This is a genomic window from Paraburkholderia sp. BL25I1N1 (assembly GCF_003002025.1).
In the GTDB taxonomy this organism is placed as follows: domain Bacteria; phylum Pseudomonadota; class Gammaproteobacteria; order Burkholderiales; family Burkholderiaceae; genus Paraburkholderia.
Genome location: NZ_PVZB01000022.1, coordinates 82,334 through 95,836, shown reverse-complemented (window position 1 = coordinate 95,836; position 13,503 = coordinate 82,334). Strand labels below are relative to the sequence as shown.

12 protein-coding genes are annotated in these 13,503 nt (G+C 64.9%); 4 read left to right on the top strand and 8 right to left on the bottom strand.

Features of this window, described 5'->3' with window-relative positions; genetic code table 11:
• Positions 1–3 precede the first annotated feature (3 nt).
• From B0G73_RS28915 to B0G73_RS28890, 6 genes are all read right to left on the bottom strand, one after another.
• Positions 4–1,245, bottom strand: coding sequence for a fimbrial protein (locus B0G73_RS28915; RefSeq protein ID WP_106284586.1), 1,242 nt, complete (start codon positions 1,243–1,245; stop codon positions 4–6).
• Positions 1,246–1,377: 132 nt separating this feature from the next.
• Complete coding sequence (locus B0G73_RS28910) at positions 1,378–2,784, bottom strand: type II and III secretion system protein family protein (protein WP_106284585.1); 1,407 nt, start codon at positions 2,782–2,784, stop codon at positions 1,378–1,380.
• Between the two features lie 44 nt (positions 2,785–2,828).
• Positions 2,829–3,779, bottom strand: a complete 951-nt coding sequence (cpaB, locus tag B0G73_RS28905; RefSeq protein ID WP_106284584.1) for a Flp pilus assembly protein CpaB — start codon at positions 3,777–3,779, stop codon at positions 2,829–2,831.
• A gap of 100 nt (positions 3,780–3,879) precedes the next feature.
• On the bottom strand, positions 3,880–4,377 hold the full coding sequence (locus tag B0G73_RS28900) for a TadE/TadG family type IV pilus assembly protein (RefSeq protein WP_106284583.1): 498 nt from the start codon (positions 4,375–4,377) through the stop codon (positions 3,880–3,882).
• Complete coding sequence (locus B0G73_RS28895; protein WP_106284582.1) at positions 4,374–4,874, bottom strand: prepilin peptidase; 501 nt, start codon at positions 4,872–4,874, stop codon at positions 4,374–4,376. Before B0G73_RS28895 ends, B0G73_RS28900 begins: the two co-directional genes overlap by 4 nt.
• 138 nt (positions 4,875–5,012) lie before the next feature.
• The gene (locus tag B0G73_RS28890; protein ID WP_106284581.1) at positions 5,013–5,201 is read right to left on the bottom strand and encodes a Flp family type IVb pilin; all 189 of its coding nucleotides are present in this window, start codon (positions 5,199–5,201) and stop codon (positions 5,013–5,015) included.
• A gap of 658 nt (positions 5,202–5,859) precedes the next feature.
• Here B0G73_RS28890 and B0G73_RS28885 point away from each other — a divergent pair.
• The 4 genes from B0G73_RS28885 (at position 5,860) to B0G73_RS28870 (ending at position 11,673) form a co-directional block, all read left to right on the top strand.
• On the top strand, positions 5,860–7,365 hold the full coding sequence (locus B0G73_RS28885) for a collagen-like triple helix repeat-containing protein (RefSeq protein ID WP_106284624.1): 1,506 nt from the start codon (positions 5,860–5,862) through the stop codon (positions 7,363–7,365).
• 178 nt (positions 7,366–7,543) lie between these two features.
• The gene (locus B0G73_RS28880) at positions 7,544–8,935 is read left to right on the top strand and encodes a collagen-like triple helix repeat-containing protein (protein ID WP_106284580.1); all 1,392 of its coding nucleotides are present in this window, start codon (positions 7,544–7,546) and stop codon (positions 8,933–8,935) included.
• A gap of 286 nt (positions 8,936–9,221) precedes the next feature.
• The gene (locus B0G73_RS28875; RefSeq protein WP_106284579.1) at positions 9,222–10,931 is read left to right on the top strand and encodes a ShlB/FhaC/HecB family hemolysin secretion/activation protein; all 1,710 of its coding nucleotides are present in this window, start codon (positions 9,222–9,224) and stop codon (positions 10,929–10,931) included.
• A 256-nt stretch (positions 10,932–11,187) separates the two neighbouring features.
• Positions 11,188–11,673: a DUF2147 domain-containing protein gene (locus B0G73_RS28870; protein WP_106284578.1), complete on the top strand. Its 486-nt coding sequence runs from the start codon at positions 11,188–11,190 to the stop codon at positions 11,671–11,673.
• Positions 11,674–11,784: 111 nt separating this feature from the next.
• On the opposite strand, the gene B0G73_RS28865 is transcribed toward B0G73_RS28870, so the two are convergent.
• The gene (locus tag B0G73_RS28865; RefSeq protein ID WP_106284577.1) at positions 11,785–12,234 is read right to left on the bottom strand and encodes a transposase; all 450 of its coding nucleotides are present in this window, start codon (positions 12,232–12,234) and stop codon (positions 11,785–11,787) included.
• Between the two features lie 160 nt (positions 12,235–12,394).
• Positions 12,395–13,492 carry a cell division protein ZapE gene (zapE, locus tag B0G73_RS28860; RefSeq protein ID WP_106284576.1) on the bottom strand — a complete coding sequence of 366 codons (1,098 nt, stop codon included), beginning with the start codon at positions 13,490–13,492 and terminating at the stop codon, positions 12,395–12,397.
• Positions 13,493–13,503 lie beyond the last annotated feature (11 nt).

Sequence of the window (13,503 nt, the reverse complement as noted above, 5' to 3'; positions counted from 1 at the left end):
CGTCTATGACCGCTTTTGAGTAGTTGGAATGAAGCGCCTGAGCGCGCCGAGTGCCGATTTGCCACGTGCCTTCGCCGCCGCGCGTTCGCCGCCGCCAAGCCGCTCGATCAACGGCTCGAGTGCGCGCACATACGGATCGCGCGCGGCGGCATCGACCAGCAGATGTCCCTGATTGACCGCCTGCCCGAGCGCGATGCGCCGCTCCGGCAAGGTGGTAAGCAGTGCAATATCCAGACGCTGCGCGATCTGCGCGGCGGCAAGACCGAGATCGGCGTCGAACTTGTTGACGATCAGACGCACGTTCGCGGTATCCACGCCCTCTTCGCGCAACGCGTCGAGCACGCCGACGGCCGACACGATCGAGGCCACGCCCTGGTCGCACAGCAGCCAGGTTTCATCGGCGGCCTGCACGACATGGGCGATGAACTCGCTATTGGTGAAGCCGCCGAGGTCGACGATCTGCTGGTCGAAGAACGCGCGCAGACGGTTCAGCAAACCGATCGACGACGAATACGAGACCTCGCGCATATCGGCGAGATTCGGCGGCAACGTGGTGAGCGCGAGGCCGCTCGAGTGATGCGACAGCGCGGTATGGACGAAGGTCTGATCGAAGCGGCGCAGATTACGCACGGCTTCGACGAAGTTGAATTCGCTGCGCGTGTTCAGCAGCAGCGAGCCGTCGGCGGCCGGCAGGCCGAGATCGAGCAAGGCGGCTTGCCGGCCCTGCGCGATGTCGCGCCGCTGCAGCAGCACCGCGAGATTCGCGGCCAGCGTGCTCACGCCCATGCCGATGCGTGCGCCCAGCAGCGCGGTGATATGGCCATGGCGGCTGACCGGCTCGACGAGATTGTCGAGCACCTGGCGCGTGATGCGCAACGCGTCTCCGGCCGGCGCCGACAGATCGATGAAATCGCGCACGCCGACGCGTAACGCCGCCAACGCGCTTTCGGGTTCGGCGAGCGAGCCCAGTGCGACGATCTGCATGCCCGGATAGGTGGTGCGCACCGCGCTCGCGGCAGCACTCGCCGCCGCGGCACGGCCGCCTGAAAAATCGACGAATACCAGCGACGGATTGAGCGTCGCGATGCGCTGCATCAGCATCGACGGATCGAGCGTGGCCGCTTCGACCACGCCGGCGCCTGCCAGCGTATCGGCGAGCCAATGCACGTGTTCGTCGGCCAGCGACGCGAACACGAAATAATCGGTGACCGCCCTTTCAGTCAATGAATGCGTTCTCGCGTTCATGTTGCACGTCCTTATGCCGCATAGGCGGCAAAGCCCCCACGTCGTACTGCTTGCCGGTGGGTGCACGCAGTTCGCGCGCGCGCCGGCTCACACCTGTAGTCAGCCGCCGCGCCGCGATGGCACCTGCCGGCTTCACCTGGAAAATCCCGGCGACGAATCGCGCGCCACCACGCCGCCGATCAGCGAACGCCACACCGGCCCGTTGCGCTGCTCGGACTGCTCGCCCGGCGTCGACGGCAAGGTCGCGCCCCTGGCGAGCGGCGAGACCAGATGCGGCGTCACGATGATCACCAGTTCCTTCTCGTTCTGCTGATAGTTCAGTTGCTTGAAGAACGTGCCGATCACCGGCAGATCGCCGAGCAACGGCACCTTCGAGACATTCGACGCCGTCTCGCGATCGATCAGCCCACCGATCACGAAGCTCTCGCCATCGCCGAGTTCGACGGTGGTATCGGCACGCCGCGTGGTGAACGCGGGCACCGACACGCCGCTGATCGTCACGGCGTTGGCGAAGTCCAGCTGGCTCGCCTCCGGCGCGACTTTGAGCGCGATGCGCTGCGGGCTCAGCACGGTCGGCGTGAGCGTGAGCCCTACGCCATACGGCTTGAATTCGATCGACGTCGATCCGAGCGCCTGCGGCACCGGAATCGGCACCTCGCCGCCGGCGAGAAAGCTCGCGCTCTGGCCGGACAAGGCCACGAGCGTCGGCTCGGCCAGCACCCGCGCGAGATTGTTGCTTTCCAGCAGGCTCAGGTTGGCGAACAGGCCGTGCGTGGCGGAGTTGAAGATCAGGTTGAACGCCGACGAGATCGGCGTCACAGCCGTCATACTCGGCGCCTGTCCCGCCGTCGCCGATACCGAACTCAATGCCGACGGCGCGAACGAGCCGAACGTAAAGCCGTTGTTCTGCTTGAAGAAGTTGAAGCCCACTTCCTTGAGCACCGAACGGCTGAACTCGACGACCCGCACATCCACCTGCACGACCGCGCGGCTTGCGACCGTCGACGTGTCGAATACCGCGCCGTCCTTGCCGAGCGAGCCCTCCGCCGCGACCACGGCGCGCTGGTGCGCCTCCATGGTCGCCGACGTGCCGGACACGATCGCCGTGCCGCCGAGCACCTTGACGGCCGGCGTATCGGCGCCGAGCAGCGACGCAGCCGCCGGCGTGGTCACATTGACGGTGTATTGCAGCGGCGCGTCGCGATCGCGCGCCCACAGCATGAGGTTGGTGGTGCCCGCGGCCTTGCCGACCAGCAGCACGCCGCCGCGCTTGTCGCCCTTGATGATCAGCACGTCGGCCACCGACGGATCGCCGATCGCAATCCGCTGCAACGTGTGGCCGACTGCGAGTTGCCGCTGCGCGCCCACCGTCAGGTCGATGCTTTGCGCCGGCGCGGCAAACTCGGTCTGAGCCGGCTGCGCCGCTGGCGCGGCTTGGCCCCGCTGCGCCGGACCGGCTGCGTCGGTCGCCGCCGATACGGCCAGCAAAGCCAGGCCCACGCACGCCGCCTTCCTGAAAACAAAAATCCGTTCTGTCATGTAGTTATTGGACGCGACTGGCCGTCCGCTCCTGGAACCACTGCTTACCAGGCGACCGTTTCGGCGCGCCCACCCCGTATCACTTCGATACCGCTCTTTGTACTGTTTGTAGTGCCAGCCACGCGCGTGGGCGGCAGCGGTATATGCGGCAATGACGGCCTCGCGGCGGCGCCCGCGCCACTCGCGTTGGCGGCGCCCGACAACGTGTCGAGCGCGACGCCGGCTGCGGCGCGCGTCGAGTCCCGCAGCGGCTCGGCCGCGCCCGCATGCGCCGCCGTCTTCAGCACGCCTGGATAGGCGGGCAGCACGGTTTGGTCGATTACTTCGGGATCCTTGGGATTGCGCAATGCGAAGATCAGACGGCCGGCGCTCTCGGCGAGCGTCAAACGGTCGATATCGGCGACCGGCACCGCCAGCACCGCGGTGCGGACCATGCCGTTCGGATCGCCCGCGCTGTCGCCGCTCGCGGTCGCATTGCCGAACGCGAGCACGCGCACCTTCGACATCAGCAAACGCGCCTGGGTCCGATCGATTTCACCGCCGTTACCCAGGCTGCCGTCGCGCTTGAGCGTGAAAAACACGTCGACGAAATTGCCCGGCCGCAAACGGTTGCCGACCGCGTTGCCTTCGTCTACCCGGACAGCAAGCGCGCGCTCGCCCGGTTCGACGCGCTCGGCGAGTCCCGAGGACAACTGGCTTTCTAGCACCGGCGATTCCGCGCCGATCTCCGCGTTCGGCACGCGGCCGGCCAGTTGCGCCGGGTCCGTGAAGGCGCCGTTCGGATTGATCGGCAGCGACTGCACACGCACATCGTTGACGGTGATGGCTTTGCCCGCCGGCAGTGTGTGAGTCGCCACCACGACTGGGAAGCTTGCTTGCGTGGCGGGCGTGACGGCCACCGGCGCCGGGCGGCGCGACAGCGACCACGCGAACAGGCCAAGCACGAGCGCGACCGCGATCAGGACGCCGGCAAGAATTTTGGTCAGATTCGGCATGAAGGTTGACTGCTTCGGTTAAACGATGCCATGCCGTGCGCGCGTTCGATCGCACGTGGACGGACCAGGCGGTCGAGGGAGCTGGGTGCCGGCGCGTGCGTCACTGTATGTTCTCCGGATTGAGCTGGACCGTGGCGCTGCTCGTGAGCGTGTTCGGCAGCGCGAATCCCAGCAATGGCAAGCTCGGTATCAGCGGATTGGTTTGGTAGTCGTAGCTCACCAGGACATTCACGCATTGCATCGCGCTGTTCGGCCCGCATGCCTTGGAAGACGGCGTGCATTGCATCGACTGCACGAGCGTCGCGGCTACCAGTTTCGCCGCCGCGCAGGCCGCGTTGCCGCGATTGGTCAACGCGCTTTGCATCGAGGTGTTGCTCTGCCAGTTCAGCGCGGCGCGTGCGCCCTCTTCCGCAGCCATTGTCAGATTCTGCTGCGCGACGAGAATCAGACTGAACGTGACGATCGCGTACAGGATCGTGAAGAACAGCGGGAACACCAGCGCGAATTCGACGGCCGTGGCGCCGCGTTGCGCGCGCGCAAGGCGCACGTTGATGCGCCGATGCGGCGAGCGCGCGCGTGGTGTCATGGCGGTTTTCATCGAACGCTTCCCGCCATGCCGTGCAGAACGAGCCAGCCGCTCGCGGCCACGGTGAGACACGCAGCGTAAGGCGTGGCTGCTTTGCCGGCGAGTTCGAACGTGGCGCCGGATCGACGGGCCAGGCCGGCGAGCCGCGTGCGGGTGGTAATCAGAAGCCACGCTGCGTGCACAGCGGCCGCGAGACTCGCGGCCATCCATAGACCGGGCAGCGCGTGCATGCCGCACCATGCGCCGAGAACGGCGAAGACTTTGACATCCGCGGCACCCATCACGCCGAGCGCGAAAAACGGCAGCAATACAGCAAGACCGATTACTGCGCCAATGCCTGCCTGAGTCAGCGAAATGCCGAAAGGCCCGCATTGAAAAAACGCGCAGCAAAATGCCGCCGCCAGGCCGGCGACAACTACTGAATTGGATATACGCCGCCAACGGCAATCGCTAATTGCGACAGCCACTGCCCACGCGATAAATAACAACATGCCCACGGAAACATTCATCTCGAACTCGACAGGCGAAGCTGCGCCATGTGGATTGCAATGCAATCCACATTAACGATTCAGCGATGCGTTATTACGCCCACGAAGCGGGCGGACGTCGAAACGCCGGCTGCTTCGCGCAGCGATTACGGTTTGCCTTTACGGTCCGGTCTTCGTGGTGGACGGCGAGATTTTATCCGCGACTTGCTGCAAAACATTGGAGACGTTCGTGCCGACATTCGTCACCGCGGTAGCGATCACCAGCACGACGAGGCCTGCGATAAGGCCATATTCGATAGCCGTTACGCCTTTGTTATCGGCCAGAAAGCGTTGTGCGAATTTTTTCATTTGAACCCTCGAACTTCATTTATTTCGTTCGTATACGTTCTGCAATTCTCGACCATGTACCTTGGATGCGCGGACCGTTGAGCTCTCATTCCCAGTCTCGTTTATTGCATCGCAGTGCCATGCCCTGCAGCCGCCCTTCAATAAAACACCCACGCATGAGTTGTCTGTTCGATAACCCACCTCCGTCATCAATCTTCCAATGCTTTCGGGTTTTATAGCCGAACAATCATTTTTAAGCAATTGTCCGCTGCGCCGAATCTCATCCCGTATGCATTTTTACCACTCACTCTAGTTAACGGCAGTTCGTGCGTTGCAGCACATAGGAATAACCATGAGTTAGATTCGCTCCACTAATTATTCGTTTGAACAGAACGTTTCAAGCGCGCGCACCAGTTTCGCCCCGCCCGCGTTACGCCGTACATCGTAACGGCGCGCGGGGCTCGTTACGTTACGCCGGCCATGCGAAGGCGCCGCGCAGTGCCTAATGTGAGCGCAATCTGGTTTAGCGCATGCTCCGTCAGTTCCTCGCAAAGCCTTATCGCATATAGCGCTTCGGCTTGCGCCGAAAAAGTCCTCGCATTGTTCAGCCGAAATGGCACGGCTCGTGCAGAGACAGGCACGCAGCAACATCCAATAACACATGCGATGCGAGGGCGACATGAACATTCAAACGACCAACACGACAGTACGGGCAACCCTCATTGCAGCCAGCGTGGCTGCGATGCTTTCTCTTGGTGCTTGTGGAGGCTCCGGCAGCCTGAGTTCCGGCACCGGCAGCAGCGGCAGCGGTTCCGCCGGCGGCACACTTTCCACGACCGGCAGCGGCTCGACGGGTGCGGGCGGCTCGGGCTCGGGTGCGGGCGCAGGTGCGAACACGACCACGGGTAGCAACGGTTCGGGAACAGGCACGGGAACAGGCACGGGAACGGGTACGGGCACAGGAACCGGTACGGGCACGACGCCCGTTGCCAACGCGCTCGGCACGGTAGTCGGCAACACGGGCGGCGTGGTTAGCGACGCCGGCTCGGCGGTCACCGGCATCGGTACCGTGATCGGTTCGCAGACGTTGCCCGGTGTCAGCTCGCAAACCACCCAGTCCGCCGGCGGCATCGTGCAACAAGTCGGCTCGGCCGTTTCGACGCTCGGCAACGGCGTGTCGCAAGGGCTCGGCCAACTCGGCACCGGCGGCAACGCGGTCGGCACGACAGTCTCGAGCGTGGGCGGTGTGCTGAATCACGTCGGCGGCGCAGTGACCGACACGGGCAACCTCGTGACGAGTCTCGGCAGCGGTCCGCTCGCTCCGCTGTCGGCGATCACCACGCCGCTCGGCGGCGTCGTCAACACGCTCGGCGGCGCGGTCGCCAACGGCGGCAGCACGCTCACCACCGCCCTCTCGACGGGCCCGGTCCAGCAAGTCACGCAAACCCTCAGCACGGCGATCACACCGATCACGTCGATGGTCGCGGCGACCACGCAAACGGTCGGCAATACCACGGGTCTCGGCGCGCCGCTCAACGGCCTGCTCTCGACGGTCGGCGGCGGACTCGGCAAGGCCGGCGCCCTGTTGACGGCGACCGGCGGCAACCCGGTCACGGCCGCACTCGGCCATACGGTCACCGACACCGGCACGACGGTCGCTTCGGTGGGCGGCTTGCTCACGGGCGGCAGCGGCGGCAATCCGCTTGCGCCGCTCACCAGCGCGCTGGGCGGATTGACCGTTGGCACCGGCAGCGGGCCACTCGCGCCGCTCACAAGCGCACTGGGCGGCTTGACCGGCGGCACCGGCAGCGGCCCGCTCGCGCCGCTCACAAGCGCGCTCGGTGGCTTGACTGGCGCCGTCGGCGGCGCATCGAGCGGCGGCAGCCCGCTCGCGCCCGTCACCGGCTTGCTCTCTACCGTGACAGGCAGCCTCTCCGGCGCGGCCGGCGGCAGCAGCGGCCCGCTCGCACCGGTCACCGGCTTGCTGTCGGGTGTCACCGGCGCACTCGGCGGCGTCACCAGCACGGCGAGCGCCGCGCCGACCACCACGACCGCCGCCGCATCCACCAACTCGGGCGCGGGTCCGTCGCTGTCGACCAGCACGGGCAAAGGCACCGCGAACAATCCGCTCGCACCAGTGACGTCGCTCGTCGGCGGCCTGCTCGGCGGGTTGGGCAAGAAGTAAGCAGCCCTTTCGGGAACAGCGCAAAACGTTGAGCGAGACCCGGCCGGAGCGCGGCCCGCCAACTGCGTCCCGGCGCTTCCCGAAAACTGGCTGAACTGGGCCGCGCCGTTCAGACATCTGTTGCAACGGCGCACTGACACCAACGCACACGACATCCAGAAGACACAGAGGAGCACACATGTCCACTCAACGTTTTTTCTCTCTCCCTGCGACGTGCGCGACGGTGTCGTCGTTGCGCGCACCGTTAGTCGCCGTGGCGGTCGCCGGCTTGCTCGCAGCGTGCGGTGGCAGCACCGTCAGCGCGCCGCCCACCACGTCAAGCACCGGCAGCGGCTCGGGTTCGACCGATACCGGCAGCGGCACCACCACGAAGACGGGCACGACCGGCGTCGCCACCGCGGCCGCGCAGACCACCAACGACCTGGGCACGGCGATCGCCTCGCAGACCATTCCGGGCCTCAGCCCGCAAGTCACGCAAGGGCTCGGCAACGCCGTGTCGAGCACGAGCGGCACGCTGAACTCGCTGGCCGATGCCGTCAGCAACGGCGTCGGCCAGACCGGTACGACGGCCAATCCGGTCGGCACCACGGTCGCCGGACTCGGCTCGGTGGTCGGTTCGACGAGCGGCGTCGTGCAAGGGTTGAGCACGGCCGTCGGCGGCCTCGGCAGCGGCAAACTCGCGCCGCTGGCGCCGCTCACGACACCATTGGCCAGCACGCTCTCTACCGCTGCCGGCGCACTCAACGCCGGTGGCGCGACGCTCGGCAACACGCTCGGTTCGGTGCCCGTGCAGCAGATCACTCAGCCGATCAGCACCGCCATCACGCCGATCGTGACGACGGCAGGACTCGTCACGCAAGCGGTCGGCACGCAGACCGGCCTCGGCGCGCCGCTCGGCGGCGTGCTCGCGAAAGTGGGCGGCGCATTGAGTTCCGCGGGTTCGCAAGTGGGCGGCGCCACGAAGAATCCGGTCGGCGCCGATCTCGGCACGCTGGCCGGCTCGCTCGGCAACACCGTGACCAACGCAGGCGGCCTGGTCAATCCGAACGGCCCGAATGGCGCGCTGCCGATTCCCGGACTGCTCACGAGCCTCGTCGGCGCCACGAGCGTGAGCGTCGCCAATGGGCCGCCCGCCAGCAGCAATCCGTTCGGCCCGCTGCAAAGTTCGCTGGCGAGTCTTGGGCTCGGCAGCGATCCGCTCGGCTCACTGTCGACGCTGCTCGGCGGCACACCGCTGGCCGGACTGACCTCGGCGCTCGGCGGCACGCCGCTGGGTTCGCTGACTTCCTCGGGCTTGATCGGTTCGCCGTTGAGTTCGTTGACTTCGGCATTCGCTGGCTCGGGTAACGCATCGAATCCGTCGTCGACGTTGACGGGCGCGCTCTCCGGCGTCACGAACGGCGGCTCGGGTTCGGGCGGCAGCGGCCAGGCGCTCGCGCCAGTGACCGCGCTGGTCGGCCAGTTGACCAGCACGCTCAGCTCGGCCGCAGGTTCGACGAGCGGCTCGGGCACGGCGACTAGCGGCTTGACGACCCTGCTAGGTGGTCTGGCGCCGGTCAACCATAAGTAGTTAGCCTAACTATTCAATCGCTGCGGCGTGCATCAGCCACCCGGTGAGACTTGCCGCGCGGCTGTTCATTGAATGATGCAAACCGCAGCGAGTGACGCAATGCGCACTAACAGTCCGACTCGTCACGTGCTTCGCGCGGTTGCCCAGAGCACTCAAGCCCAACTTGGTACGTGACGTAATACACGTAAGCATCGCACTACACGTCGAGCCGCACATAAGGGCTCGCGACCCGCCCGGCCAGGCGGTGCGTCTGCGACACACAAGAACGACATACGAGGAACATCCGATGAAACTCGGGTACAGCAGCCTAGGGAGCGTGGTACTCGCAGCATTTGCGGCGGGCACTCTGCCAATGCAAGCGCATGCGCAGTCCCGCCCTGGCGGCTCGGCGGTCGGCGGCAATCCGCTGGACTCGCTGCCGCAGATCAAGGCGCCCGACAAAGGCCCGAACGTGACCGTGCAGGTCGCGCCGCAAGCCCCTCAACTCGAAGAATTGCTTGCGCGCCATATCACGCCTTCGCGCGTGCAGGTGGAGGGCGTGAAGTCCATTCCCTTCGACGATGTCGCGCAGCGCTTCACGCCGCTCGTCGGCAAGGACACGACGATCGGCGATCTGATCCAGGTCGCCAACGGCGTCACGAAGCTCTATCAGGACCGCGGTTTCGCGCTCCCGTTCGCCTTCATTCCGGCGCAGACATTCGCAGACGGTGTGGTGCGCGTGACGGTGGTGGAAGGCTACGTGTCCGCGGTCAAGGTGACGGGCAAGGCCGGCGCCGTGGAAGACAAGATCCGCGCGATTGCCGATCACATCACCGCCGACCGGCCGTTGCGGCGCGCTACGTTCGAGCGCTACATCAACGTGCTCGGCCTGCTGCCGGGCGTAAAGGTTGCGGCCAACGTGCCGCCGCCGCAGAACACCGATGGCGCCACCACGCTCGAACTGAACGTGGAGCGCAAGCCGTTCGACGTCAGCACCGGGATCGACTTCAATCACCCCGGCGTGCAGGGTCTTCTGACCGCCACTGAAAACGGGTTGACCTCGTTCGGCGAACAGTTGAGCGTGTCGGCCTTGCTGCCGAAGGGGCGCGACAACGTCACCTATCTCGCCGCGCATGGCGCGGTGCCGATCGGCAGCAACGGGCTGATCGCGAAGATCGACGCCTCGCACTATCGCGGCAATCCGACCGACAATCCCGGCCTGCCCTCTTCCATCGAACGCACGGTCATCAATGACAAGATCGGCGGTTCGCTGGCGTATCCGATCCTGTTGAGCAACACGCAAAGCGTGATCGGCACGGCGTCGGTCTATGCGTCGCACGACGAGGATCGCTACCACAACCACGACACCGGCGCCCAGATCGGCTTCCGCTCGCAAGTGCGAGTCATGCAGTTGCAGGCCGATTACACCAGCGTGCAGACGGGCCAGGTGCGCCGCGCGAGCGTCAACGTGGCGAAAGCGTTCGACATTCTGGGCGCGTCCAAGTCGGGCGACTCGAATGTGCCGGGCTCGCCCGTCATCAATCCGGCGTCGATCAACTTCGTGCGCACTGGCGCGAGCTTCTCGCAAACCAACGAGTGGCCGTTGAAGATCGGCACGGCAGTCTCGCTGACCGGCCAATACAGCGGTGTATCGCTGCCGACCTCCGAGCAGATCTCGTTCGGCGCGCAGCGTTTCGCGCAGGGCTATCAGCCGGGCGAGGCATCAGGCGATTCGGGCTGGGGCGCGATACTGGAAGTCAACCGTGCGTTTACGCCGGGCTTCACCTATCTGCGCACGCTCACGCCTTACGTTTCGTTCGATATGGCGCGCGTCTATCTGCATGCGGGCACGCCCTCGCCTTCGAAGCTTTCGTCGATCGCGTTCGGCTTCCGCATCTCGGACGCGAAGTACTACAGCCTGGATCTCTCGGTGGCCAAAGCGATCGGCGACGCGCCGGTGGAAAGCGCGTCGCGTAGTCCGCGCATCAACGCGACGTTCTCGTATCAGCTGAATTGATCGAGGAAGTGCCGCGTCCTGATTAGAGTATCCACTATCAAACGACGCGCGCACTTTCACGTATTCTGCGCTGACGACGTGTCACCGGCGGCGGCCAAGCAGCAATCCACAGGCCGCGGGCGGCGCACGAGGGCAGCAGAAGTTGAACCTGAGGGGCCATGCAAGGCATCACGGCGGCCGTGGTCTGAAGACCGCCCGAGATGCCAATAACGCCGCGCGACCATGATCGCGCCGTCTTTAATCAAGGAGGAAGACAATGATGCAATTCACCCACCGCGCGCGCGCAGTCGCGCTTCGCACAGCCCGACATGCGGCGCTCGCCGGCGTCCTGGTCGCCAATGCCGTGACGGCCATGGCGCAGGCCGACAGTCCGGTCGGCACCTGGCAAACCATCGACGATCATACGGGCCAGCCCAAAGCGCTCGTGCAGATCTCGCAGGACGGCAGCGGCGCGCTCAGCGGCAAGGTCATCAAGGGTCTCGGCGCAAACGACCAGCCGGATCGCCGCTGCACGGCCTGTACCGATGCGCGCAAGGATCAGCCGATTCTCGGCATGACGATCCTTAGCGATCTGAAGAAGGACGGCGACGCCTGGGATCACGGGCAGATTCTCGACCCGGAAAATGGCAAGCTCTACAAGTGCAAGATGCACCTGGAAGACGGTGGGAACAAACTGGTCGTGCGAGGGTATATCGGCGTGTCGCTGCTGGGCCGCTCGCAGACGTGGATTCGTCAGCAATGATGCACGGGTAGCTCGGGGCTCGTTACAGAGCCCGCATGGGACGATAAAAAACGGCCGACGATCGCAATCGTTCGGCCGTTTCTTTTATTGGAAGACGCTGCGCTGTGTGGGTCATGCAGCGTGTTTGAAGGGCGAATGGAACGGGAACGGCGAGGACGGCAGTGGCTGGCTGGTGGGCGGGCTGTACACCGCTGGTGCGACAACCGGCGCCTTTTCAGCTTCGCCGCTCTTCGGTTTCTCGTTCACGTGTGTACGCATACGCGCTTCCATCAGGCCGCAAAGCTCTTCGCTCGCCGCGCCGAACAGTTGCTCCATGACGCGGTTGAGCACACCAGATTCGTACCACGCCTTGAAGCGGCGATGGCAGGTCTGGTAGGACGGGTACTTGCGCGGCATGGCGGACCAGGTGGCGCCGCTGTACATGACCCACAGGACGCCATTGAGCACCGAGCGCGTATTGGCGAGCGGCCGGCCACGCAGTTCGGAGCGCGGACGCAATTCGGGAAGCAACGGTGCGACACGTTGCCATTCTTCGTCGTTGATATCACGGTAAGGATTCATGGTTTCTCCTTTGTCAAAACCTTGACAAAAGATATCCAGTCGTCCGCGCACGGAATATAAGACCAATCCGAATCTTGAAATTACGCCGGACGACGCCGCGCTGTCGGTGAACGGCGCGTGATCTATCGCAAAAGCGCCGCCGGCCACGGCCTGCGGCGCCTCAGGTCAGCGACGTGTCGACGATCCGCCGTGGCGTGTCGAGATATTCCTTCGATTGCATTTCGACGATGCGCGACACCGTGCGCGCGAACTCGTTGGCCATCGGACCATCCGTATACAGTTGATCGGGCGGCACCGCGGCGGACATCAGCAGCTTCACCTTGTGATCGTAGAACACGTCGATCAGCCACGTGAAGCGGCGTGCTTCCGAGGCCATGCGCGCGGACATCTGCGGCACGCCGGAGAGGACCACCGCGTGAAAGCGGCTCGCCAGTTCCAGATAGTCGTTCTGCGAGCGCGGACCGCCGCACAAGGTCGCGAAGTCGAACCACACCACGCCGTCAGCGCGGCGCAGCGCCTTCAACTCACGCTTTTCGATGTGCAGGATCGGGCTTTCGTCGGGCACCGCGGCAAGACGCGCGAACGCGTCGCGCAAGGCTTTGTCGGCGGCGGCGCCGAGCGGCGTGTGATACACCTCGACCTGCGCCAGCGTGCGTTGCCGGTAGTCGATGCCCGCATCGACGTTAATCACGTCGAGCTTCTGCTTGATGAGTTCGATCGCCGGCAACATGCGGTCGCGATGCAGGCCGTCCGGATACAGCGTGTCCGGATCGTAGTTCGAGGTCATCACGAACTGCACGCCGTTTTCGAACAGCTTGTCGAGCAGGCGGTACAGGATCATCGCGTCGGCAATATCCGACACGTGGAATTCGTCGAAACAGATCAGCCGGTAGCGTTTGGCAATGCGGCGCGCGAGTTCGTCGAGCGGATCGGCCTGGCCTTTCAGATCTTCCAGTTCGCGATGCACTTCGCGCATGAATTCGTGGAAATGCAGACGCGTTTTGCGCTGCACCGGCACGATCATGTAGAAGCTGTCCATCAGAAAGCTCTTGCCGCGCCCTACGCCGCCCCACATGTACACGCCGCGCGGCAGGTCCGGGTGGATGATCAGCTTCTTGAACGCGTTCGAGCGGCGCGACTTGTATTCGACCCACTCTTCATAGCACCGCTGCAGACGGTCGACCGCCGCGCGCTGCGCCGGATCCGATTGGTAGCCGCGCGTCTGCAGTTCTTTTTCGTAGTATTCGGTGACGTTCATCGTGTTGCTGC